This is a genomic window from Shewanella sp. T24-MNA-CIBAN-0130 (genome assembly GCF_040310185.1).
Lineage (GTDB): Bacteria > Pseudomonadota > Gammaproteobacteria > Enterobacterales > Shewanellaceae > Shewanella > Shewanella psychromarinicola.
This window is the reverse complement of record NZ_JBEOPP010000041.1, coordinates 17,398-42,396: the sequence shown is the minus strand read 5'-3', so window position 1 is coordinate 42,396 and position 24,999 is coordinate 17,398. Positions and strand designations below refer to the sequence as shown.

21 protein-coding genes are annotated in these 24,999 nt (G+C 41.9%); 14 read left to right on the top strand and 7 right to left on the bottom strand.

Features of this window, described 5'->3' with window-relative positions; translation table 11 throughout:
* Nucleotides 1-71: 71 nt before the first annotated feature.
* The 3 genes from AAEZ02_RS15505 (at nt 72) to AAEZ02_RS15495 (ending at nt 2,703) form a co-directional block, all read left to right on the top strand.
* Nucleotides 72-677, top strand: coding sequence for a DUF5610 domain-containing protein (locus tag AAEZ02_RS15505; protein WP_351123886.1), 606 nt, complete (start codon nt 72-74; stop codon nt 675-677).
* A gap of 44 nt (nt 678-721) precedes the next feature.
* Nucleotides 722-1,471 (top strand): ferredoxin--NADP reductase, encoded by a 750-nt coding sequence (locus AAEZ02_RS15500; protein ID WP_101034241.1) that lies wholly within the window; start codon nt 722-724, stop codon nt 1,469-1,471.
* A gap of 293 nt (nt 1,472-1,764) precedes the next feature.
* Nucleotides 1,765-2,703: a Dyp-type peroxidase gene (locus tag AAEZ02_RS15495; protein ID WP_101034245.1), complete on the top strand. Its 939-nt coding sequence runs from the start codon at nt 1,765-1,767 to the stop codon at nt 2,701-2,703.
* 63 nt (nt 2,704-2,766) lie between these two features.
* Here AAEZ02_RS15495 and argR read toward each other — a convergent pair whose 3' ends face one another.
* On the bottom strand, nt 2,767-3,237 hold the full coding sequence (gene argR, locus AAEZ02_RS15490) for a transcriptional regulator ArgR (protein ID WP_101034246.1): 471 nt from the start codon (nt 3,235-3,237) through the stop codon (nt 2,767-2,769).
* A gap of 195 nt (nt 3,238-3,432) precedes the next feature.
* Nucleotides 3,433-3,921 (bottom strand): META domain-containing protein, encoded by a 489-nt coding sequence (locus AAEZ02_RS15485; RefSeq protein WP_335689048.1) that lies wholly within the window; start codon nt 3,919-3,921, stop codon nt 3,433-3,435.
* A 122-nt stretch (nt 3,922-4,043) separates the two neighbouring features.
* Between AAEZ02_RS15485 and AAEZ02_RS15480 the strand changes: the two genes are divergently transcribed.
* From AAEZ02_RS15480 to AAEZ02_RS15470, 3 genes are all read left to right on the top strand, one after another.
* A complete protein-coding gene (locus AAEZ02_RS15480; protein ID WP_124012409.1) occupies nt 4,044-4,262 on the top strand; it encodes a hypothetical protein in 219 nt (72 codons plus the stop codon).
* Nucleotides 4,263-4,265: 3 nt separating this feature from the next.
* Nucleotides 4,266-4,832 (top strand): GNAT family N-acetyltransferase, encoded by a 567-nt coding sequence (locus AAEZ02_RS15475; protein WP_124012408.1) that lies wholly within the window; start codon nt 4,266-4,268, stop codon nt 4,830-4,832.
* A gap of 233 nt (nt 4,833-5,065) precedes the next feature.
* Nucleotides 5,066-5,422: a hypothetical protein gene (locus tag AAEZ02_RS15470; RefSeq protein ID WP_351078489.1), complete on the top strand. Its 357-nt coding sequence runs from the start codon at nt 5,066-5,068 to the stop codon at nt 5,420-5,422.
* A gap of 19 nt (nt 5,423-5,441) precedes the next feature.
* Here the strand turns inward: AAEZ02_RS15470 and AAEZ02_RS15465 are convergent, their stop codons facing one another.
* Nucleotides 5,442-6,050 (bottom strand): GNAT family N-acetyltransferase, encoded by a 609-nt coding sequence (locus AAEZ02_RS15465; protein WP_351078492.1) that lies wholly within the window; start codon nt 6,048-6,050, stop codon nt 5,442-5,444.
* A 133-nt stretch (nt 6,051-6,183) separates the two neighbouring features.
* Complete coding sequence (metK, locus tag AAEZ02_RS15460; protein ID WP_124012405.1) at nt 6,184-7,335, bottom strand: methionine adenosyltransferase; 1,152 nt, start codon at nt 7,333-7,335, stop codon at nt 6,184-6,186.
* Nucleotides 7,336-8,108: 773 nt separating this feature from the next.
* On the opposite strand from metK, the gene tkt reads away from it, so the two are divergent.
* The 8 genes from tkt to AAEZ02_RS15420 all read left to right on the top strand — a co-directional run bounded on the left by tkt (nt 8,109) and on the right by AAEZ02_RS15420 (nt 18,604).
* Nucleotides 8,109-10,103 (top strand): transketolase, encoded by a 1,995-nt coding sequence (gene tkt, locus AAEZ02_RS15455; protein ID WP_124012404.1) that lies wholly within the window; start codon nt 8,109-8,111, stop codon nt 10,101-10,103.
* A gap of 190 nt (nt 10,104-10,293) precedes the next feature.
* Entirely contained in the window at nt 10,294-11,313 is a 1,020-nt protein-coding gene (gene epd, locus AAEZ02_RS15450; RefSeq protein WP_124012403.1) for an erythrose-4-phosphate dehydrogenase, read from the top strand.
* 79 nt (nt 11,314-11,392) lie between these two features.
* Nucleotides 11,393-12,568 (top strand): phosphoglycerate kinase, encoded by a 1,176-nt coding sequence (locus AAEZ02_RS15445; protein ID WP_351078497.1) that lies wholly within the window; start codon nt 11,393-11,395, stop codon nt 12,566-12,568.
* A 149-nt stretch (nt 12,569-12,717) separates the two neighbouring features.
* Nucleotides 12,718-13,782, top strand: coding sequence for a class II fructose-bisphosphate aldolase (fba, locus tag AAEZ02_RS15440; RefSeq protein WP_101034256.1), 1,065 nt, complete (start codon nt 12,718-12,720; stop codon nt 13,780-13,782).
* An 860-nt stretch (nt 13,783-14,642) separates the two neighbouring features.
* Complete coding sequence (locus AAEZ02_RS15435) at nt 14,643-15,383, top strand: DUF481 domain-containing protein (protein ID WP_124012401.1); 741 nt, start codon at nt 14,643-14,645, stop codon at nt 15,381-15,383.
* A 401-nt stretch (nt 15,384-15,784) separates the two neighbouring features.
* Complete coding sequence (locus AAEZ02_RS15430) at nt 15,785-16,492, top strand: hypothetical protein (protein ID WP_351078503.1); 708 nt, start codon at nt 15,785-15,787, stop codon at nt 16,490-16,492.
* Nucleotides 16,485-17,072 carry a hypothetical protein gene (locus AAEZ02_RS15425; RefSeq protein WP_124012399.1) on the top strand — a complete coding sequence of 196 codons (588 nt, stop codon included), beginning with the start codon at nt 16,485-16,487 and terminating at the stop codon, nt 17,070-17,072. The genes AAEZ02_RS15430 and AAEZ02_RS15425 overlap by 8 nt, the downstream gene beginning before the upstream one ends.
* Before the next feature lie 89 nt (nt 17,073-17,161).
* Nucleotides 17,162-18,604: a hypothetical protein gene (locus AAEZ02_RS15420; RefSeq protein ID WP_101034812.1), complete on the top strand. Its 1,443-nt coding sequence runs from the start codon at nt 17,162-17,164 to the stop codon at nt 18,602-18,604.
* Nucleotides 18,605-18,746: 142 nt separating this feature from the next.
* Here AAEZ02_RS15420 and AAEZ02_RS15415 read toward each other — a convergent pair whose 3' ends face one another.
* The 3 genes from AAEZ02_RS15415 to AAEZ02_RS15405 form a co-directional block, all read right to left on the bottom strand.
* The gene (locus AAEZ02_RS15415) at nt 18,747-21,005 is read right to left on the bottom strand and encodes a PAS domain-containing protein (protein WP_351123882.1); all 2,259 of its coding nucleotides are present in this window, start codon (nt 21,003-21,005) and stop codon (nt 18,747-18,749) included.
* 88 nt (nt 21,006-21,093) lie between these two features.
* Nucleotides 21,094-21,711 carry a TatD family nuclease-associated radical SAM protein gene (locus AAEZ02_RS15410; RefSeq protein WP_124012397.1) on the bottom strand — a complete coding sequence of 206 codons (618 nt, stop codon included), beginning with the start codon at nt 21,709-21,711 and terminating at the stop codon, nt 21,094-21,096.
* 135 nt (nt 21,712-21,846) lie between these two features.
* Nucleotides 21,847-24,999 carry an efflux RND transporter permease subunit gene (locus tag AAEZ02_RS15405; protein WP_101034263.1) on the bottom strand — a complete coding sequence of 1,051 codons (3,153 nt, stop codon included), beginning with the start codon at nt 24,997-24,999 and terminating at the stop codon, nt 21,847-21,849.

The following is a 24,999-nucleotide window of genomic DNA, read 5'->3' as shown; positions in this document are numbered from 1 at the left end:
TTCTAATCATAATAAATACCTTTAAGATTTTGCTTATTTTAAGCTATAAATCTCTACAGTTTCATTAGACCATTACAACCCCTGCACTAGAAAGTAAAAGCACTTCAACCCGTGCCGCCACTTCGTCAACTCAAGCCGCTTCCAATAACGCTAGCTCAGCGGTCAACTTATCCACCAAAATATCAGCGAGCCAACTCAGTCGTCAAATAATGAATAACAACATTCTGGCAGCACAAGAGGAAGTGAGCATTGCTGCCGGTGACAAGTCCATGGCATTACTTTATCGCGCCGCGATTGAAGCCATTAACGAAGAGCTTGCACCAATGCGAGGAGAAAACTCAGTCCAAAAGAGCCTTGCGAGTGGGGTGGATTACTCGCCAGAAGCAACTGCTGATCGTATTGTTAGCTTTGCAACAGCGTTTTTCTCTGTGCATCAACAACAAAACCAATCTATGGTGCTCGATGAACAAGTTGACAGCTTTATGCTCAAAATTGGAGATGCAATCGATCACGGCTTTAAAGAGGCAAGTGATATTTTGTCTGGTTTAAAAGTACTAGAGGGCGATATTGCTGCTGGTGTTGATAAAACATATGAGCTGATACAGCAAGGGTTAGCGCAATTTAGACAGGATAAGTCGACTAAAGATGGATCACAAAGCGTGACTCAAGCTACTTAGTCTCTTATGATTAAGATAGGCTTTCAGCGATAAGGATAGTGACTATGTGGACAACGGGTAAGGTAATTGAGCGCATTGATTGGAATGATAAATTATTCTCATTGCGCATCAAAGCCGATGTCGAACCTTTTATCGCAGGTCAGTTTATTAAGCTCAGCCAAATGCGTGATGAAAAGCGTGTCGCGCGGGCGTATTCACTGGTAAATTCTCCAGGTACGGATTATGTCGAAGTGCTGGCGGTGTCGGTAGAGGATGGGCAATTATCTCCAGATCTAAAAGCATTAAACCCAGGAGACACCATTGAAGTGACGCCCAAAGCGACTGGATTTATGACCTTAGATGAAGTGCCTAACGGCGTATTGCAAGGCAAACATTTGTGGTTCTTTGCTACCGGTACCGCTGTGGGTCCTTTTATCTCTATGCTGGCAACGGCAGAACCTTGGCAACGCTTTGAAAAAGTCGTATTAGTTTATGGTGTCAGGTTCGCTGAAGATTTAGCTTATTTAGCAACCATTAACCAGTTTATTGAACAACATCCACAGCAGTTTGTGTTTATTCCGATTGTGACCCGTGAAGACTATCCTGAAGGGTTATCGTGTCGCATTCCTGATGGCATTAGCAGCGGATTAATTGAACAAAAAGCGGGGTTAGGGATTAATGCAGAACATTCTCAAGTGATGATCTGTGGTAACCCAGGGATGATAAGTGACGCTCAAATAGCCCTAGTAGATAAAGGATTAGCCAAAAATCTTCGACGTGCTCCTGGGCAAATAACGGTCGAAAAATATTGGTAATAGTATCGTAAATGAGAATGCAGTGGTGGCCCTGCTCGCCATATTCACAGACAGTATGATAATAATTGTAATGAATGATCAACCTCTTACCTGACCCAATATGAGTACAATATCGATTACAAATCAGCTAAATGTGAGTACACTTCGGGTAATGTATATTGAATTAAGATAAGCTATTAATTAGCGGAATTGATAAAAGAAGCTATTGGTTATCTAATGACTACTTAATTACATCAAAGCGTTAAGTTATAACCATTTAGGCCGACATAAAGTATTAAGGTAGATGAGTTAATATGGGTAACCAAGTTATGCCTCGTGAACAGTTAGGGATTTGCGCAGAAGGGAATTTACACAGTGTGTACTTGATGTTTAATGCCAATGACGGTGTTGAAGATCAACTACGTCCGTCCATTGCTAATGTGGCGCAATACATTTACGAACTCACGGATCAGTATGCAGACAGTGCTTTTAATGGCTTTGTGGGTATTGGGGCCAATTTTTGGGATACTTTTTATCCAGAAGCTCGTCCAGCATTGTTGAAACCTTTTCCTGCAATGAATGACGGTAATCGTGATGCTCCCGCGATGGAATATGATCTGTTTGTTCATATCCGTTGCGATCGTTATGATATTTTGCATCTTGTTGCTAATGAAATTAATCAAATGTTTGAGGATTTGGTTGAGTTAGTCGATGAAGAGCGCGGTTTTCGATTTATGGACAGTCGTGATTTAACCGGCTTTGTTGATGGTACTGAAAACCCTAAAGGGCGCCATCGTCAACAAGTTGCGCTCGTCGGTGATGAAGATCAAGACTTTGTATCTGGTAGTTATCTACATGTGCAAAAATACATGCATAACTTAAGTAAATGGCATCGTTTACCACTTAAAAAACAAGAAGATATTTTTGGTCGAACCAAAGTTGATGATATTGAGTACGAGTCAGAAGATAAGCCATTAACCAGCCATACGAAACGAGTCAATTTAAAGGACCCACAGGGTAACGCATTAGAGATTTTACGCCAAAGCATGCCATATGGTTCGATTAGAGAACAAGGGCTAATGTTTCTTTCTGTATGCCGTACACCTGATAACTTCGAAAAAATGCTCCGCAGTATGGTGCACGGTGATGGTCATGGAAATCATGATCATCTAATGTCGTTTACTAAAGCGTTGACTGGGTCGTCATTTTTTGTACCATCACTGGATTTTTTAACTCAATTTGATGATGTGTAAACGCCGATCCTAGGCAATAAAAAAGCAATGCCATGGCATTGCTTTTTTATTGGAACGGTTTTTTTATTCACTATAGTTGAATAAGGATCTAACCGTTTCGAGAGTATCATCAATAGTTTTTATGCTTGCTGGGCAAATAAAAATAGTATCATCGCCGGCAATGGTACCTAATATGCCTTCTGGTTTGCCTATTGAATCGAGCAAACGTGCAATTAATTGCGCTGCACCTGGGCTGGTTCTTACCACAATCATGGCTTGGTTATGGTCAACATCCAGTACTAAATTCTTAACTGGACTACCCGCAGTCGGAACGCCTAGCTCGGCAGGGAGGCAATACACCATCTCTTGCTTAGCATTTCGAGTTCGCACAGCACCAAACTTGCTGAGCATGCGAGAGACCTTAGATTGATTAATATTACCGAATCCTTCGGCTTGAAGCGCAATAACAATCTCGCTTTGGCTTCCAAAACGTTCTTCTTTCAGAATCGCCTTAAAAGTTCGAACGAGCTCATCCTGATTTCTTGTCGCTGGCATAGTGATAATTCATCTTATAGTTGTTATTCAAAAAACTAGCATATTTTGAATATATTGGCTTGTTAAGTCAAGAAAGAATCAGATTTATTGAATAAAAATTCATTTTACAGTGGAACTTTAAGCTGACACTTGGGTGAGTAATAAGTCTACCGACTTAAGTGAATAATTCACAGTATTGAGGTTATAAACTATAAATTAATAGGGTGCAGTATTTAAAGAGGCTTTATCGGACGACTCGTTATATAACGATTCTTTGTATAACGATCGTGGCGATGATTGTTTTGTTAGTACCAATAGCGTATCACCCTTTTCAGACAGCAGATTGAGTTTGCCTTTTGAGAAATCAATCTGTTGTACCTGTGCAATAGCGTGCATCAAATCCGCTTCTTGGGCCATTAAACTATCTACACAAGCTTTCATAGTTGAACCCGACGGTGCCATTTGGAGTCGATTTCCTTGTTGATCGTAATGACCAAAAAATTGATTACAGCTGTTATTGCCGCTTAACTCACCATTTTGGGCAAAAACTAATTTTGCTGGGCTATTATTAATGGTAGGAGTATCAAGGACGACTTCTACATGCCAAGTACCAATTAATTGTTCATTTGAGACAATTTGAGTGTGGTTTTGACAAGCACTAAGGCCTAAAAATATAACGGTGGCGCCAAGAATATGCTTTATCATGCGAAGAGAGTTCCAAATACGAAAAAATTGCCGTTATTCTACTACTTGAAGGTGAGTAAGAGCGTAAATAATTGTAATTTTTCGGATTAATGAACATTATTTAACGTATTAAAGAGTCTAAAATGATCAAATTACTCAAAGTGTTGCATATCGTTGGTTTAATCATGTTGCTGGTGGGCGTAGGATTATATTGGCAAAGTGATATAGGCCAGCAAGTCAGTGGTATATTAGTCATTGCCTTACTTATTGGTGTGGGGACATTAATTATGTCTCCGCTGCCTGTTGCGCTAGTGATAGAATGGTCTAAGAAACAATCTCCCAATTTAGGGTCAAAGGAATAATCATTGTCATTTATTATCCGTAAGGCGTTATTAACCGATGTTGCTGCTATTGTGCAGTTAGAACGTGCTCATGTAGATGATGAGTTGCTAGGTTCAAATAACCAACTTCATGCTCATTCACTCAGCAAAGGCGAGGTGATACAGCTTATCAATCAGCATTGGTTTATCGTGGCAGAAGAGCAAGAGCAAATCATTGGTTATGTGATGGCAGCCAAATGGTCCTTTCTTTCCGCGCAACCATTGTATCGCCATATTATTCAAAAAATTAAGTTTACCGATTTAGAGGGACAAACTTTATCGACCACTAATTCATGCCAATATGGGCCGGTTTGGATCCAAGAATCAAAACGTGGCAAAGGAGTATTTTCGGCGTTAGTCACTGAATTAAAAAAACAAGTAAGCAATACCTTTCCATTTATGATTACGTATGTCGCCGCAGACAATGCGCGTTCATTAGCCGCACATCAACAAAAAGCGGCGATGACAGAGATTGATCAATTTAGTTTTGAACAACGTGATTATTGTTTACTGGCCACTGCCACTGCCACTGCCACGGTAAATGGTATCTGATCAATTGTGTCGTTAAGGTGGTTATTTAACGTCAAGGCGGTATAAGGGATATATCGATAAAAACCGATTTATTTCAAGTCTGCAATATCAAACTGGCCATTGGCTTTGCTAACAAGGGACATTGACGTGTTAGTTGTGGCCCTATTGTCAGTCAATGCAACACCGATAGCAGGACAAAGAGTTGTTTGATTATCGTTTGCTATCCCGAGCTGAGGTTATTTATTAGGAATATTATGAGTACTGACTTTGAAACCCTTTTTTTACCTTACCTTGGCTTAAGGTTATCGGCGTTTGACAATATGAAGCTGATTGCTGCGGTATTGACTGACGCGAGTGAGACGTTTGAGTGTGTTGCAGCTGATTTACAAGATGAAGATGATCCACAGTTGCAGCCGTCGGGATATTTTGTGTGCTGGCAACAAACGTGGTTATTTTGTGGGGTAACCAATGATTACCATGCAGCGATTACATTGTTTACCCAAGTCGAGCGGATTAATAAGGCGTCAATTTGTGTCAAAGTGGTGCCAGTAATGACCATGCCGCAAGTATCGTTTATGTGTGTTGAAACGGCTCATTTTGATCATTGTTAATGAGCCTATCACCCCGTATTTATGGCGCTGTCACTTCAGCGTCATGGAGTTGCATTATCACTAATGGCCGTTGCTCACTGTGATATCGATGATATAACTGCATTATCTCTGCCGGTAACCTAGCAAACGCACTCGGGTCTATCACCATAAAGTGCTGCCGTTGATATAAGCCAATTAACCAGGGGTGGGCAAATAAGAAGCAATGTCTACTCGTTAATTTGGGCGCGATAAATTGCAATAACTGACTTGAAAGTTGTTGGCCACGATAGTGAGGATGGACTAATAATCCACTTATCAATTGATATTGGCCTATCGGTTTAATTCTTATTGCGGCAACGATTGTTTGCTGATTTAAGTCTGTGCTATCTGTGCCAGAAGAGTGTAGGTGATGAATCACTGCAACCGCTTCTTTTTGGGCTAATCGAGCATAAGGCATATGCTGACGATAAAATAATTTGAGTGCAGACCACGCTTTTATAGCAGAAAGTTTACTGGCACAGTGCTTGATAGCCGTGAGTTCAATCGCAGTCGGATTAGTTGCTCTTGGGTTAACCGCAATGGATTTAGTCGCAACAGATGGCTGGTGGTTTGCCGTTATCTTTGTGTCTAGCCAAGTGGGGTGATACATAACGTGAGCCATTTGTGAGATCAAATAATAGTCTAATAAATCAGATAAAATAAAACCGCCAATGGCGGTTTTATTTTTGATATCGTTTTGCTTAGCCTAAAGTCGCTAGGCTAAGACGATATGCGTTTCTTCATTATAGCCCAGCATCAGCCCGAAGGATTTCAGCTTTATCTGTCGCTTCCCAAGGGAATATATCGCGACCGAAATGACCATAAGCAGCGGTTTGTTGGTAGATTGGACGTGCCAAATCTAGCATTGCCGTTAAGCCATATGGACGTAACTCAAAGTGTTGACGAATCAATTTGATTAACACTTCTTCAGACACTTTACCGGTACCGAATGTTTCAATACTGATAGATGTTGGCTCTGCCACACCAATGGCGTAAGACACTTGAAGTTCACAGCGATCAGCAAGGCCAGCCGCAACAATGTTTTTAGCCACATAACGTGCAGCGTAAGCGGCACTTCGATCTACTTTAGATGGGTCTTTACCAGAGAATGCTCCGCCGCCATGACGGGCCATTCCGCCGTAAGTATCTACGATAATCTTACGTCCGGTTAAACCACAATCACCAACAGGTCCACCAATTACAAAGCGACCGGTAGGATTAATAAAGTATTTAGTGTCTTTATTTAACCATTGTGCCGGTAATACAGGCTTGATGATGGTTTCCATTACCGCTTCAATCAAATCAGCTTGTTTCACGTCTTCACGATGTTGCGTTGACAATACAATCGCATCGATACCGATGATTTTGCCATCGTCATAGGCAAACGTTACTTGGCTTTTCGCATCTGGGCGTAACCAAGGTAGGGTGCCATCTTTACGCACTTCAGACTGACGCTTAACTAATTTGTGCGCGTAAGTGATAGGTGCAGGCATCAATACATCGGTTTCATTGCTGGCATAGCCAAACATTAAGCCCTGGTCACCCGCGCCTTGTTCAGCCGGATCTGAGCGATCAACACCTTGATTAATGTCTGGTGACTGTTTGCCAATGGCGTTCAGTACAGCACATGAATCTGCATCAAAACCCATATCCGAATTGGTGTAACCGATTTCGCGCACGGTTTTACGGGTAATTTCTTCAATATCTACCCAAGCAGAAGTGGTGACTTCGCCGCCCACTAATACCATACCGGTTTTAACATATGTTTCGCACGCAACACGAGCTTTTGGATCTTGCTCAAGTATTGCGTCTAATACCGCATCAGAAATCTGATCGGCGATTTTATCTGGATGACCTTCTGAGACAGACTCAGAGGTAAACAAGTGCTTTGCCATAATAGGAAAATCTCGTTGGTTGCATTTGAATATACGTCTAGACGTCTATTTTAGTCGAAATCGAATCTGATAACACCCCCCCTATACGAATTTAACTTTATAATTGTGCAGTGATGCATGAATATTTTATATTCAAAATAACTATTTTTAGCTTCGTTGCTAATTAACTAATTGATTATAAATAATTTTAGATGTTTTTATGGTTTTTTATAATCACTTTAGTGCCAAAAATTGAACAATATCAGGGTTGATTATTAGGCTTTAAATGGCGATATAAGGTTATGTTTGACTGATATGGCGCTGTTTTCAAGCTTGACTGTCAATAAATAATGACTTAGCTCATCAATGCCCTTCATTGGTATTTGAGCATATGGCTAGGTACTAGGTCGCTTCGCTGCTTGATGCTATAAAATCTTAGCAGCGAAGCGGTCCCTATTCCTGAGATGACAAGCGGTGACGAGCGATATCAAGAGATGATAAGCCACGAGCCTAGGTGCTAGACCGCTCTATCCGTGAGCGCAGCGTTCGCTTGTTATCTCTTGTTATCGTTTCTGAAGCTGTCCCTAGTAGGACAGAGTCCGCTCCTAGCAGCCGCAGGCGCTCTATTCCTAGACCCTTGAACTGGGTCAATTCTGGACATGCACAATCCTGTCTTTCGAGGTCGTTTGGGTATAAATATGCAATGTGAGAAATTTTAATTTGCGTCACATCGCCTAGTAGGGGAAAATATGACTTCACAATTGTCAGCTACTCACAAACAAGCAGGAGAGAGCATGTCATCTCGTAAAGTACTCGCTAACGCCATTCGCGCCCTAAGTATGGATGCGGTTCAAAAAGCCAATTCTGGTCATCCAGGTGCCCCTATGGGTATGGCTGATATTGCCGAAGTGCTATGGAATGATTTTCTAAAGCACAATCCAACTAATCCTAACTGGGTCGATCGCGATCGTTTTGTACTATCAAACGGTCATGGCTCTATGCTTATATACTCTTTACTGCATTTATCGGGTTATGAATTGCCAATTGAAGAGCTAAAACAATTCCGTCAATTACATTCAAAAACCCCTGGTCATCCAGAATATGGTTACACCCCTGGCATTGAAACCACAACCGGTCCTTTAGGCGCGGGGCTCAGTAATGCTGTTGGTATGGCAATTGCTGAAAAAACCTTAGCGGCTCAGTTTAATCGCCCAGGCCACGAGATTGTTGATCACTTTACCTACTGTTTCTTAGGCGATGGTTGTTTAATGGAAGGTATTTCTCACGAAGCCAGTTCATTAGCGGGCACATTGGGTCTTGGTAAGTTAGTGGCATTTTGGGATGACAACGGTATTTCTATCGATGGTCATGTTGAAGGTTGGTTTACCGACGATACGCCTAAGCGTTTTGAAGCCTATGGCTGGCATGTTATTGCGGGTGTAGATGGTCATGATCCAGACGCTATCCGTGCTGCAATTGAACAAGCCAAATCAGTCACTGACAAGCCATCGATGATTTGCTGTAAAACCATTATTGGTTTCGGTTCGCCTAACAAATCGGGTAGCCATGATTGCCATGGTGCACCATTAGGTGATGCTGAAATCGCCGCGGCTCGTGAGTTCTTAAACTGGCCACATGCTCCTTTTGAAATCCCATCTGATGTTTATGCTGGTTGGGATGCTAAGCAAAAAGGTGTGGCCAATGAATCATTATGGAATGAAAAATTTGGCGCTTATCAAGCTGCATTTCCAGAACTCGCTGCAGAATATGATCGCCGGGTATTAAAAGGTGATTTACCTGCAGATTTCGAATCTAAAGCACAAGCTTTTATCCAACAAAGCCAAGATAAAGCTGAAGGTATTGCCAGCCGTAAAGCATCGCAAAATGCCATAGGTTTCTTCGGTGCCATGTTGCCAGAATTACTCGGTGGTAGCGCAGACTTAGCCGGTTCTAATTTAACGCTTTGGTCTGGTTCAAAAGGTATTCAAGACGATCCTGCCGGTAACTACATCTATTACGGTGTACGTGAATTTGGCATGAGCGGTATTATGAACGGCGCATCATTGCATGGTGGTTTTATTAACTATGGTGCAACCTTCATGATGTTTATGGAATATGCGCGTAACGCAGTACGTATGTCTGCATTAATGGGTATTCAAAATATTTTCGTGTATACCCATGACTCAATTGGTCAAGGTGAAGATGGTCCAACCCATCAGCCTGTTGAGCAATTAGCTAACTTGCGCTTAACGCCAAATATGGCCGTATGGCGTCCATGTGATGCAGCTGAAACGGCTGTTTCATGGAAAGTGGCGATTGAACGTCGCAATGCACCAACAGCGCTAGTCTTTAGCCGTCAGGGTCTTAAAGCACAAGCGCGTAGCACTGAGCAATTAGCTAACGTGACTAAAGGTGGTTATGTACTGTCTGATTGTCAAGGCACTGCAGAGGTGATTTTGATTGCCACCGGCAGTGAAGTGCAATTGGCGATGGATTCTGCCGTCGAGTTAACCAAGTTAGGTCAAAAAGTGCGTGTGGTTTCTATGCCTTCTACGACTGAGTTTGATAAGCAAGATGCTGCCTACAAAGAATCTGTCTTGCCAAAAGGTGTCACTAAACGTGTTGCCATTGAAGCTGCACATACAGATTTCTGGTACAAGTATATTGGTTTTGATGGTGGCGTAGTGGGTATGACGACCTTCGGTGAGTCAGCCCCTGGTGGTGATTTACTTAAGCATTTCGGCTTCACTGTTGATAATGTAGTAAAAACTGTCCAATCTTTAGGATAATCATCTGAGATTAAACACTTATCTATTAGGTGGTTAATCTGTATAATAACGGCCTGCAATACTATTGCAGGCCGTTATTTTTATGTCTTTAATTCACACTAAATAACATTTACTAAGTCACTTATGTGTCAGTGTTTCTACAATAGTTGATGACACCATAGGTACCTCGGTGAATGATACTGGACCCTAAATGATTCGAGTTGCAATTAATGGTTATGGCCGGATTGGCCGCTCAATACTTCGTGCACTGTACGAATCTGGTAAACGTCAACAAATTCAAATTGTGGCGATTAATGAGCTGGCAAAGCCAGAAGCTATTTGTCATTTAACCCAATACGACACTACTCATGGTCGTTTCAAGCATAACGTTAAGCTAAAGGGTGATCAGTTGCTTATTGGTGATGACAGTATTTTGTTACTCAATCAAGCTGATGCTAACTTATTGCCTTGGGCTGAGCTTGATATTGATATCGTTTATGAAGCCACCGGCAGCTTAATTGATCGTCAAGCTTGCGAAGCACACATTCATGCTGGCGCTAAGCAAGTGCTGATTAGCCATCCTTCTTCTGCAGATGTTGATGCAACCATTGTGTATGGTGTTAATCATGATTTATTGCGTGCAGACCATACGGTTATTTCTAATGCGTCTTGCACTACCAATTGTATTGTCCCGGTTATCGATGTATTGGATAAGCATTTTGAAATTAAAAGTGGGGCTATTACGACTATTCACTCGGCGATGAATGATCAGCAGGTCATTGACGCTTATCATGATGATTTACGTCGAACGCGCGCCGCAGGCCAGTCCATTATTCCTGTTGATACTAAATTAGCTCGAGGCATCGAACGTATTTTGCCGCACATGAAAGATAAGTTTGAAGCTATTTCTGTGCGTGTGCCCACCATTAATGTGACCGCGATCGATTTATCCGTCACCCTTGAGAAAAAAGTCAATATTGAACAGATCAACAGTGTGTTAGAACTTGCCTCAAACGGAAGTTTTAATGGTATTTTAGGCTATACTGACGAGCCTCTGGTATCGTGTGACTTTAACCATGATCCACGTTCAAGTATTGTCGATGGTACCCAAACCCGTGTTAGCGCTGGCCACTTGGTCAAATTATTATTATGGTGCGATAACGAATGGGGTTATGCCAACCGCATGCTTGATACCAGTTTAGCGATGATCCAAGCAAAATTAGATCGGTAACATAAACAGATTATGCCGTAATGGGTTAAGCCGGTTGCGCACAAAGACTTTGTATTAACTTAAAAAGGAACTGCTAATTATGGCAATTATTAACATGACAGATTTAGATCTACAAAATAAGCGGGTGCTTATTCGTGAAGATTTAAACGTGCCTGTCAGCGATGGCGTTGTGACCAGTGATGCGCGTTTACGGGCGTCATTGCCAACGATTAAACTTGCGCTGCAAAAAGGCGCCGCAGTCATGGTGATGTCACATTTAGGCCGCCCAACAGAAGGTGTGTTCAACGCCGAATTCTCAATGCAACCTGTAGTGGATTATTTAACGAAAGCGTTAGATTGCTCAGTGCGTTTAGTGAGTGATTATCTTGATGGTGTTGAGGTTAATGTTGGCGAAGTCGTCGTATTTGAAAACGTTCGCTTTAATATTGGCGAAGGTAAAAACGATGAAGCATTATCTAAAAAAATGGCCGCATTATGTGATGTGTATGTTATGGACGCATTTGGAACGGCTCATCGTGCCCAAGCATCTACTCATGGCGTCGGTGTGTATGCCCCCATTGCCTGTGCTGGCCCGTTATTAGCCCAAGAATTAGATGCACTAGGCAAAGCGCTTGATAATCCAGCTCGTCCAATGGTGGCGATTGTTGGTGGTTCTAAAGTGTCGACTAAATTAACCGTACTTGAAAGCCTTTCAACTAAAGTTGACCAACTTGTTGTGGGCGGCGGTATTGCTAATACCTTTATTGCTGCAGCAGGCTATAAAGTAGGTAAGTCACTGTATGAAGCTGATTTAGTAGAAGAGGCCAAGCGTCTAGTGGCCAATGCCCGAAGTCGTGGTGGTGATATTCCGGTTCCTACTGACGTGGTAGTCGCGAGTGAGTTTAGTCCAACGGCTGCCGCGACGCTTAAATCGGTTAGCGAGGTGACTGACAGCGATATGATTTTTGATATTGGTCCTGACAGCGCAGAAGCCTTAGCTAAAATTATTGAACAAGCGGGCACGATCGTCTGGAATGGTCCAGTGGGCGTGTTTGAATTTGATCAATTCGGCGAAGGCACTAAGCGTATCGCCGAAGCGATCGCAAATTCCAAAGCATTTTCTATTGCTGGCGGTGGTGACACCCTGGCGGCAGTCGATAAGTACAATATTGCAGACAAAGTGTCTTATATTTCAACCGGTGGGGGGGCTTTCCTTGAGTTTTTAGAAGGCAAAGAATTACCCGCAGTAGCAATGCTTGAAAAGCGTGGCGCTTAGTTCACACATCAAGTATTTGTAGCGTAAACCTAATAATTATTATAAAAAAAACCGCTCTGTCACTGTTATTTTTTAGCCGCGACAGAGTAAAAAATCCGTCCAAACGATAGCGACCTAGGTGAGTAATCACCCTATTATTGGAGAACAAAATGGCTCTTATCTCTCTACGACAACTGCTTGACCACGCTGCAGAGCATGGTTATGGCGTCCCTGCTTTTAACGTTAACAACCTTGAGCAAATGCGTGCAATTATGCAAGCCGCTGAAGCCACTGACAGCCCTGTGATTGTTCAGGCCTCTGCCGGTGCACGTAAATATGCTCGCCCACAATTTTTAAAATACTTAATGGCAGCCGCTCTTGAGCAGTATCCTGATATCCCAGTTTGTATTCATCAAGATCATGGTACTGATCCTGACATTTGTCAGCGTTCAATTCAGTTAGGTATGTCATCAGTCATGATGGATGGCTCGTTAATGGCCGATGGTAAAACACCTGCATCATACGACTACAACGTAGATGTCACTCGTCGTACAGTGGCATTTGCTCATGCTTGTGGTGTGTCTGTTGAAGGTGAAATTGGTTGTTTAGGCAGTTTAGAAACTGGCCAAGCTGGCGAAGAAGATGGTGTTGGTGCTGTGGGAACACTGAGCATGGACCAAATGCTAACGTCGCCTGAAGAAGCTGCTCGGTTCGTTGCTGATACTCATGTAGATGCGTTAGCGATTGCCATTGGTACCAGTCATGGTGCGTACAAGTTCAGCCGTAAACCTACCGGTGATGTATTACGTATCGACCGTATTAAAGAAATCCATGCGCGGATCCCTAACACGCATTTGGTTATGCACGGTTCATCTTCAGTACCGCAAGAGTGGCTGAAAATCATCAACCAGTACGGTGGTGAAATTCCAGAAACTTACGGTGTACCGTTAGAAGAAATCGTTGAAGGTATTAAGCACGGTGTGCGTAAAGTGAACATTGATACTGATTTACGTTTAGCATCAACGGGTGCCGTGCGTAAATTCTTGGCTGAACATCCTGCAGAATTTGATCCGCGTAAATTCTTGAAAGCATCAATGGAAGCGATGGCTGACATTTGTACCATCCGTTATGAAGCATTTGGTTGTGCGGGTATGGGCTCTAAAATTAAGCCTAAATCACTGCAAGCAATGTATAAAGCTTATCAATCTGGTGAGCTTGATCCTAAAATAATGTAAGCCAGTCTTACACTAAAACCACTAATCAGCTCATTTATCAATGAGCTGATTTTTTGTGAAAAAATAACCCAAAACGCTATTTTGTAAACCTTATCGAACATGGTTATCGGTTAAAAAATTGATGCTATAACGTCAACATTTATTGATTTACCTGTTATGGGCGAAAGATCTCATGGATGTGGCCATTAATGGCCGCGACCTAATGTGAGACGCCCTGGGTGACAAAGCTTTCGCGGCACAGTGATTCTATTGCCAAATTTGAATGTTTATCTTATTGTTCGGATTGTTGATTGGTATAGGTAACAAGATTATTATTGACCCTATGGTCGGTGCTAAACAGCTATGAGCTGCTAAGTCTCAAAGGTATCTAGTGCCAACATTAGGCTTAATCCTAACCAGTATTATGATGCTATTCGTGATGATATGGTGGCCTAATCTCATGGGGAACTAGTGATAAAAACGACCTTATTTTCCTTATAGGATAATTATTTGTGCTGCCGTTAGTTATGGAAACCGTTAGGACATTTAACTTAGTAGTGATTAATGCGTTAAGAGCCTGCGGTGATGCCATGTTGGCTTTTTGCATGGGCCTGTTCCATGTGATGTATAGCGGGATCTGATGCGGTCCACTTAGCGTTTAGCTTGCTGGGTGTTTGGGCCGTTTTAGCGCTCGATGAATAGGTTTAGCCATGCTGTGGCTGTTAATGCACCGCATGTTGGCAAAGCAACAGCCTAGTGACTTAATGATTGATGGGATGACTATTTTTTCAATTTTATTATCAAAGTGTTAATATTCTAGGGGTTAAACGTATAACCCCCCACATTAGATTTTGTAAATCGTAAATAAAGGATGAAATGACATGAAGAGACTGCTACTTACTGCAGCTATTACACTAACCATGCCATTTGCAGCACATGCTGGAAGTGAGTTTGTTGAAGGCGATGCCACTTTTGCTGGTGAAGCAGAATTAGGTGCAACGTTAACCACCGGTAATACAGATACTTCTTCGTTTAAAGCGCGCCTAGCGTTGAAACAAGAATTAGACAACTGGGAGAACCAGTATGTGTTAGAAGGCTTGTACAAAGAAGACTCTGAAGAAGTGACTGCAAAACGTTATTTCCTAGGTGCGCAAGGCAACTACCAAATTAACGATGTGAGCTATTTGTTTGCTAACACTAACTATGAAGTTGATCCATTCACTGGTTACGATTTCACCTCAACGACTTCTGCCGGTTATGGTCAACACTTTATTGATACTGACAGAATGTCTTTAAAAGCTGAGGCGGGTCCGGGTTATATTTATCAACAACTGGATGAAGAATCCGCACTTGCTGAAGGTTATGATAGCGAAGATAGCGTTGTTGCTCACGCCGTGATTGATTTCCAAACTAAGATTAGTGATTCATCTAAGTTCCAGCAGAGGTTTGTTGCCGATTGGGGGAGTAAATTAGATGCTCGTTCTGAAACCTCATTAACAGCCAATATCGTTGGCTCACTGGCGATGAAATTTGCTGTTATTGTTCGTTATAACAGTGAACCGCTTGATGACAAAGAAAGTACTGACACTGAAACCAACATGACATTACTTTACGCATTTTAAGTTAACACTATTTGTCATGTTAACTTGAATTTATGTATCGAAACGCTGGCCTTGCCAGCTTTTTTATAGCTGTTTTTTTGAATGACTACAATGTCGGCTTATTATCGCCTTAACGAATGGATCCCCCCAATCTTTATCCGTAAGTGATTAATTCAGCGTGTCCCATTATTAATCAGCAATGTCGTAAGTTAGCGATTTCTATATTTACTATCATGCAATTATACCTTGCGCAGAAAAACGCCATATTCGCGGGCTTGCTCACGAATTAGCAATCTTATCCAGAGGATAGTCGAGTTAGCATCCTTTCATCTCTCTCTTTGGGAGTATACTTTTTTAATCAGTCGATACACTAAGACAGTGCGATGCAAATAGGATGTTGTTGGTTCGACAATGCACAACGTTTGTTGACAGATCAGTCAACGGCGACTCAATGGCATTTAAACGATAATGAATATTGGGTGTTAAACCAATTGGTTCAGCATCGCGGGCAAGTAGTGCCTTTATCTTTGCTTGCAACTGTGGTGGCATCTGGTGACTGTGCGCATCAATTATCTCATGCCGAACTGCTAGGTATTATCAATAAAATTATTAATCATCTGTGTCATCGTCATATTAATCTCATTGAATATATCCCTGAACAGGGGGTGATTTTATATACCACCGTGACCACTAAGCGCAGCAAGATCTTGGAAATGCCTAATCGGCTATTATCGTTAGGTCAGTATCTGTTTATTATTGCCATTCTATTAAGTATATTGTTGTTTGTTTACGCTAACCTTAACCCTCCTCAGCTTGCTCAAGCCGATGTATTGCGGCAAGTGTTGACCTCTGATGGACATATTGTTCAACTGTTTGTTTTTGGGGAGGATAATCAGCAAAATGCGCTATTGCATGCAGACTGCTTATCAACACAATTACGCTTGTGTCACCATGCCCGCTGGGATTCAATTACGATGACGTTATCGGCTAATCAAGGTTACATGAGTTTCATTTTGACCGATTCCAGTGAAGCGATACCATTAGTTAATAGCATTAAAGTGAGTATCGATAACATGAGCACGCCATTTATCACTCAAGAATGGCTACAAAAGGTGCACATTTGTGGCTAGATTTATGTCCCTATTAATGCACATGAAAATACGCCGATTATTACAGTCAAAACGCGGCAAGCTTTTTTTTGTATTAAGTTTTTTGCTGATTACATTTATTGTGACCAGTGTGCTTAATCGCATTGCTAGTACCCATAATGTTTGGCATTTCGATTGCCATGCTGACGGTTATTTTAGTCATCAAGGAGAATTACCATTAACCGTTAATAAAAGTAACTTACGGTTAACCTTATACATTGAGCACAATCAAGCCGAACTGACTTATAGGGTAGAGTCATCAACTCATGATCCCGAAACGGTTCAATTATCAGGCAAGGTCGAAGAGGTTCATATGGGCTCATTTACTTATCATTTAGCATTATCCCTACCGCCGACCCGTTGGCAAGATAACAGTCTATTACGCCCATATTTACAGAATGAATTTGGTATTACTGCATCTCACTTTATGGATGGTTTTAGCATATCTCAGGAGGTTCAGGTGATCGACTTAGATGACACATTCACACGGGGAACGCTAAAATTTCTCCCAAGTAATAACGTTTGGGCTTGTCAGTTAATATCCCCCAATACTGCTGACTAATTTTCATTGAATAAATTAACTTTTAGCTTAATATTCCCTTTGCGGTATAGTAGGTAAGTGTCAATGAAAAAAGGTGTGTGAAAGATATAGTGGCAAAAGTTAAAGTAAAACAAGAAGAAGCGTTATCAATTAAATTTAGTCATCAAATGGGCCCTGGTGATCAACGGGTATTTGATCTGTATTTTTATTTGCCAACAGAAATGGGCATTGGTTCGCATACCTTAGATGAAGAGGATTATTATCACAGTAGTATTCTTGGACGTCGTTCTTATTATTCTAAAGGACTGCATTTACCGTTAGTCCAGTCACGTTTTGTCAGTTTAAATAAACGAACGTTAGAAGAGTTTCGTTTATACCTTAACTTATTCGCTTATCAATTTGCTGTCGCCATTGAAACTGATGCCAAAGAGTTACAACAAAATACTGACACAAGTGAGTTTTATCCGGCATTAGATGAGCTGTGTGATGTGGTTACGCAACTATTTAAAAAGTTTCGGCGTAATGAACCGAACGATCCTAAGTGGAAATCTTATTTTGAGCATGCCGATAATTACCTGTCCTGGTTTTGTGAGCAGCAGCTATTAAAGACATTGGCTCGAAGCCCTAGAAGTGCTGACTATAGTGATGTTAAAGAAAAAGTATTAAATTTATGCCGTAGTGAGAATCACTATAGAGAGCAAGAGTGCAAATACAACTCGTTGCAGACTCAGCTTGATGCTAACCGGATCTCTAATAAAATGCTTCTTTTAAGACGCTTAATTCAACAAGGTGTTGTTTTAAAAGAAGAATTAAAGCCATTAGGCGTCGGTCTCAAAAAATTCGTAACTGGAGTTGCCACGGGGCTTGTGATGCTGGTGGTATCGGCATTGATAATAAAAGCCCAAGGTTTCTTTAATGGATTAACCTTGACCTTGCTGCTGACGTTAGCGGTTATTTATGGTTTTAGGGAAATCTTTAAAGAGGATTTTCGTAATGCTATGTGGCGGTTTATCCAACGAGGCCGTCCAAGGTGGAGCCGTATTTTACGTGATACTACCACCCAAACTGTGGTCGCTAAACAATTAGTTTGGCTCGAATTTATGCGCAGTCAAGATATCCCAAAAGCGGTTTCTGATATCATGAAGCAACGCCACAGTCAGAATAAAGTGGATTCAGAAGTTCTGCATTATCGTATTGCAACCAAGGTGACAAATAAGCCCTTTGAGGCGGATTATTCACAAATTCAAGAACAAGTGAATTTTAGTCTAGTGCCTTTTGCTCGTCATTTAGAACGTGGTAAAGCGAAGATATATAAAGAAACCGAAGGTAATATTAGCAATGAGTCTGTTGAGCGTCGCTATCAAGTCAATTTGGTTGCTGTGTTGCGTGATGGCAAACAGGAACCTGAATATGCCCGCTTTAAAGTGACCATGAACCGTTCAAGTATTATTGATATTCATGAAAGTAAGCTGCCTGATAATGTACAACCTTTTAGGCTTGAGTCTGACGAACTCCTTCCAGAGGTTGTTAGTCATTCTAATCCGCACACATAAGACTACAGATGAAGTAATTAAAAATAGTTTTCTTTTATAGCTTTATTTCTATTTATTAATAACTTGACGTTATTCATCTTCTGTTCAACGGTCAATATTGATCACCACCTGACGTTAAGCAACGCTGTGTCAGGTGATTGAATCAGTCAATTTTCGAGGATGTTGTGGCTTTGGTAGGGCGAGTAAATGCTTGGCAAATATTTTGGTCAACAGATTGTTTAGCACGTTTTAAGGCTATTTCAGCGTTAGCAAGGTATTGGTCCAAACTTTGTCGCTGTAAATAACTCGCGATACCAATGTTAATTCCTTCACCCAAATTCTTTTCTTCCAGACACTGCATCATATTAATCGCATATTGATGGGCTGAGTTTGCATTCGTTTCGGTCAACAATATGACTAGCTTTCCGAGCTGCCATTGCGCAATTTGATAATTAAGCGGTAACTCAATCAGTAACTGTAGCTCAATGTCTTTTTGACGCTTTTCAAGTTGGCTCATATTGCCCATATTGCTGAAAATGCCTTCTGGATTAATGTCCATTACGAGTAAGCTTGAATGTTCTTTAGTGAGCTCACTAAGGTTGATAAAGTAATTTTCAAGCTCATTTAAACGTAATACTATGGCGCTTCGATGGCCAATGACGTTACTGCTGTTTTGGGCCGACACCACTGGCGTGGTCTGTTCAAAAGTACAAATAAGGTATTCAATATCACCTTCGAATGTAAGTTGACCTGTTAATGTCGTTTTTAAGCAATGCTCATAACGGCCATGGTTAAATGGCATAATTTGCGCGGTCCACTCCCCCTGTAAGCTAATTTGCGCGGTTATGTTCTGCCATTGATTATGCAGTTCATCGCCGAGTAATTCTGTGATAGAAATATCAGTGTCTCCGTGTAAAGACATCAGCTGATCAAATTGCTTATTACATTTTATTATCATGCCACTGGCATCGGTTAGCGCCGTAGCGACAGCACAGTTGCTCATTAATTGATAGAGATAGGCTTGGCTCTGACTATCAAATAATGCGGTAATATCTTCAAATGTGACTAACCAATAATACTCATTACTGTTAGGGCATTTTTCTCTGCGAATATGAGTTTGTAACATACTACTATTAAGCGTTTCTAAATTGATCTCACCATTCCATTGCTTATGATGAGTTAATGCATCTTTAATGTGGTTGAAACGATCATCATCAAGATGCAGTACTCGTTGTAAACTGCGATCTTTGAGATCATCAATTGGTAAGGATAGTGCGGCAGCGGCTTTGGCATTAACGCTCTGGATACGGCCACTATCATTGACGATTAAGCAGCTTAATTCACTGCTAAACAAACTGTTACTCAATTGAAGGCTATTTTGCCTCGCGCGTCTCTCAAGTACAAATCGATGTCTTAATATAATCAGTAAACTGGCTAACAGTGCTATCAAGCATCCTGCAACTATGATGAGTATTCGCCATTGAGCATAGCGAGTGGCAATGTCTTCATGGCGAATATAAGACAATAAAAAGTATTCTCTTTTGTTTTCGTATTGGTTGGTTAACTCGACTTTTAAATACACAAAAGTGGAGTCTTGGCTGTGAAACTGACCAAAGTTATTCATTGCTATTACACGCCACAATTCTGGGTAAGTTTGTTTTAAACTTGCCCCAAGTGTGTTGGGCATACTGTCTAATGGCGCAGGTTGAGAGGCACCCGCATAGAGGAAACCTTGAGTATCAAGCAGGAGTAATGGTGAATTTTGATTAAAAAAAGCAGGCTTTATTGTTTCCAGTAGTTTAACGATAGAATTGTAAGTGACCAAATAACCTTTAATACTTTGGTCTGGGTTTTCTATCCACGATAACTGATAAAAATAAGGTTCTAATATGCCATCAATAGGAGTAAACGCCATTGGTGACGTGTAAATATCATTGCCGCCCATATTTCTACCCGAGCCCAATAACGCGGCGGGTAGTTGCATGTTATTGAAACTACCCGTGGTGGCAAATTGGAGTTCTCCTTGAGGAGTAAATAATGCCAGCCCAAGTAGTTCAGGAATATTTTCAGTCAATGAATTCCAGTTTTCGATGGTCTTTAATTGCAGTTTGTCTGATGGGTTTTGCAGATATTGTCGCAGTAATTCACCTTTTGCGATGGTTTGGGTTCTAAACTGCAAAAATGAGACTTTATCAGAGGCTAAAGACGCTACCGTTTGCAACTCACTGTAGCGTTGATCTGCCCAATCTTCTTGCAGGCGACGCTCGCCTAGATTGACCACCATATTAGTGACGATAAACACCACAATTAATAAAATAATCAATTGGCTTAGCAGCGAAAGAATGTGCTGTTGCGACCAATGACTCGCTTGTGAAGAAATTAATAACGAGTTTGAAGAACCCACTGCTTTGTGTTTAGACATGGTGCCACTTTTTTAGCATTCTCTTACTGGCAATACTAGCATGAAGCCGACGTTGGCGAAAACGTCTAGGTATCAATAGCCCATTTATTTAACCAATTTTATCCAGTTCGCGTTGTTTAAATATTGCACCGTTTTGCTCTGCGATACCGCGGCAACGTTCGATGTTTACATTAGCCAGTCCGTTAATGGCACTGACTTGTACTTGCGGTATGTATTGAGGTGCGAGTTGAATAAATTCAAGCAGTGCCTTATAGGAATTTGCCAGCTTGGGGTGACAGTGTTGCTGGTAGCTTTCTGGGGTGTCGGCATTAAGTGAAATTGACAGGCTGTCTATGCATTGGCTGAGCTCTGGCAAAATATTACGACGATGAAAGTGGTTGCCCAATCCATCGGTATTAAGCCTTACACGCCCACCTTGTGCTTTTATGGCATGGGCAAGCTGCAGCAAACATTCAAGGTTTAACGTTGGTTCACCAAAGCCGCAAAAGACATATTCTTCCACGTCATGCACATTACCTAACAAGGGTAAAACATCCTCTGCGGTAATACGTTGACTGAGTGATAAGTCGAAGTCGTGCACTTGTTTCGATCCATTATGCTTAGGGCAAAACTGGCATCTTAAGGTGCATCTTGCCGTAATATTGAGATAACGGTGATTGCCGATATCGTAAACTAAGGTTGGCGTGGGTGAGGTAGAGGCGTTCATGGCAGCTTTTTATTATGGAGAACAGGGTAAGTATTGTAGCTAAATATCGAATGTGACTATGTTGCTTAGCTCGCAGTTTTTACAGCAAAAAAAACAGAGCTGATTTAGCTCTGTTTTTGGGACTAACGATATGGGTTAATGGTGTTCATCAGAGCCTAATGGTTCCGCAACTGTTTTGGGTTGCCACCACCACATAAAAACGCGTCGTAATAAGCGCCTTATATCATCCAGAATAATGTACAAGATGGGCACCAAAATTAACGTCACTACCGTTGAGAATAAAATACCAAATGCTAGAGATGTCGCCATTGGGATAACAATTTTAGCCTGTAAGCTTTTTTCCATAATAATGGGCACCAAGCCAAAAAAGGTGGTTAACGAGGTAAGGATGATTGCCCTAAAACGATAACAACCAGAATCGATAGCCGATTGCATTAGCGACTTGCCTTCTTCGCGGGCTCGGTTAACAAAGTCGACCAAAATGAGTGAGTCGTTTACCACTACCCCGGCTAACGCCACAATACCGCATAAGCTCAACACACTCATGGATAAGCCTAGAATATAGTGGCCAAACAAGGCGCCAATCATGCCAAACGGGATGACCGACATAATGATTAACGGTTGCGTGTACGATTTTAATGGAATGGCCATTAAGGCATAAATGGTAAACATGGCAAAGAAAAATCCTTGCGCTAAACCAAGCATAGCATTTTGCTCGTCTAAGCTGCCGCCATCTAATGCTGACGTTACTTTAGGGAATCGTGCGGTTAATTCGGGTAAAAAATCTTGCTGAATTTCGGCGACCACTTTCGATGGTTCAACGTTGTTTTTATTCACATTGGCGCTGATGGTAATCGCTCGGCGGCCATCAACCCGGGTGATCGACGCGTACGACTCACCCATTTCGATATCTGCTACGGTTGAAAACGGCACTGCTGCGCCTGACGGGGTGCGGATCAGCATGTTTTCAAGGTCACCCACAGTGCGGCGTTGTTCGAGCGGGTAACGCACCATGACTTTGACTTCTTCTTTATTACGCAAAATACGTTGGGCTTCATAACCATAAAAACCGTACCGAACTTGGCGAGCTAAATCTGACAGTGTCAGCCCTTGCGCTTCGGCTTCAGGACGGATATTTAACCGAATTTCGTGCGAACCTGAAGAAAAGTTATCGGTAATATCAAATACGCCTTCATAAGTGGCCAATTTAGACTTAAGCACTTTGGCCGCTTCAGACAGTTGGTTTAAATCACTTGAGGTTAAGCGAAACGATAAATCGCCGCCAGCATCGTTGGTGCTGGCATTGATGTTAAGCTTTTTAACTGACAATAACTCGGGTAATTGTTTACGCCATTCTTCAGCAATAGCGACGCCGTCTACTTCACGGTCTTCGCCTTTAGTCAGCTCGGTAAACACAAAGGCACTGCTGCGTGAGCTTAGTTCGATGTAGCTGTGCTTCACCATGGGGTAACCGTATTGGTCTTCAAGTTTGGCGTTCATCTTGTATAACGCATCTTCGACTTGTTGCAGCACTTTTAAGGTGTTCTGCTCAGAACTGCCTTCTTCCATTTCAAGCTGCACTTGAATAAAGTCCGATGGAATATCAGGGAAGAAAACCCAGCGTACTTTGCCGCTTTGCACTAAAGCAAGTGACAGAATTAATACCCCCACAAATACCGCCACGACGTTGTAGCGACGCTTAATGCAGCGCTCAAGAAAATGACGATAGGTGTTGTGAATGAAATGCTGTAACCATTCGTTGATAGCAAATTTAAAGCGTGAGAAAGGATTCGTTGGGGCGGTGCGTTTTCTGATTTTCATGTGAGCTAAATGTGCGGGTAAAATCAGTTTTGATTCGATCAGCGAAAAGGCTAAACACAAAATCACCACCATACCGATGGATTTCCAAATAATGCCCATGGGCCCAGACACCATGATCATGGGGATAAAGGCTGCAATAGTGGTGAGCACCCCAAAGGTGGCTGGCATCGCCACTTTTTGTACCCCTTTTATCACATTATCTAAAGAGTGGCCGTTTTCCTCTAACTCGGTATAGGCACTTTCTCCGATGACAATGGCATCGTCGACGACGATCCCCAGCACCAGAATGAACGCGAATAAGGTCAGCATATTAATCGACATGTTAAACGGTTCAAGCGGCATTAATAACATGGTGCCCAAAAAGCACACAGGTAAGCCCATCATTACCCAAAAAGCGAGTTTAAGATCTAAGAATAAGGCCAGAATAATAAACACCAGCAGAGCGCCATAAAACATGTTCGACAACATCATGTTTAAACGCCCTTGCAGGTAGTGAGTTAAATCACCCCAGGTATCAAGTTGAATATTGCTTGGTAAGGTTTTTTTACGTTCGGCGACGTAAGCCTTAACTTGTGATGAAATATCTAAGGCATTTTGATCGTCAATACTGGTGATTTCAATTACCGCAGCCGGTTTGCCGTTAAAGCGGGTGTATTCCAGACGTTCTTCAAAATCATCATTAATTGTGGCCACTTGCGGTAACATAATCCGGCTGCCGTCTGGGCGCGTTTCTACCACAATCTGCGCAAAGTCATCTGCGGTATAAGCTTGGCCTTTTGTGCGCAGTAGGATGTCACCATCTTGGGCCCGAATAGAACCGCCGGGTAAATCAATCGACGAGTTTTGTACCGCTAAAGCCACTTGAGTAAACGTAATGCCATATTCGCGTAGTTTGTCTTCCGACAGTTCGATGCCTATTTCGTAGTCGCGAACTCCGGTGACTTTTGCGCGAGTCACTGCTGGTAAGTCGGTAATGTCGTCTCTGATCGCTTTAGCCATTTCTTTCATGTCATGCAGGTTCATGTCGCCATAAACAGATACCCAAATCACATTGTTTTCTGGCTTTATTTGGTAAATATTGGGTTTTTCGATGTTGTCAGGGAAGGTTGCAATGGCATCGATACGCAGTTTAGCTTCATCTAGTACTTGCTGCACATCGTAACCGTCTTCGACCTCAATGGTCACTGAGCCAACACTATCACTGGCAACAGAAGTCACTTTTTTAATGCCGCTAATATCTTGAATCGCTTCTTCGATTTTTATATTAATCCCTTCTTCAATTTCTTGTGGCGCTGCGCCTGGATAGGCAACATTGATATTGATGAGATTTAATTCAAATGTTGGAAAGATTTCTTTATTAATGAGTACCGCACTAAACAAACCGCCAATAAGCAAGGCGGCCATCAGTAAGTTGGCTGCGACACTGTTGCGCGCAAACCAGGCGATGATCCCTTTATTAGTATCCAT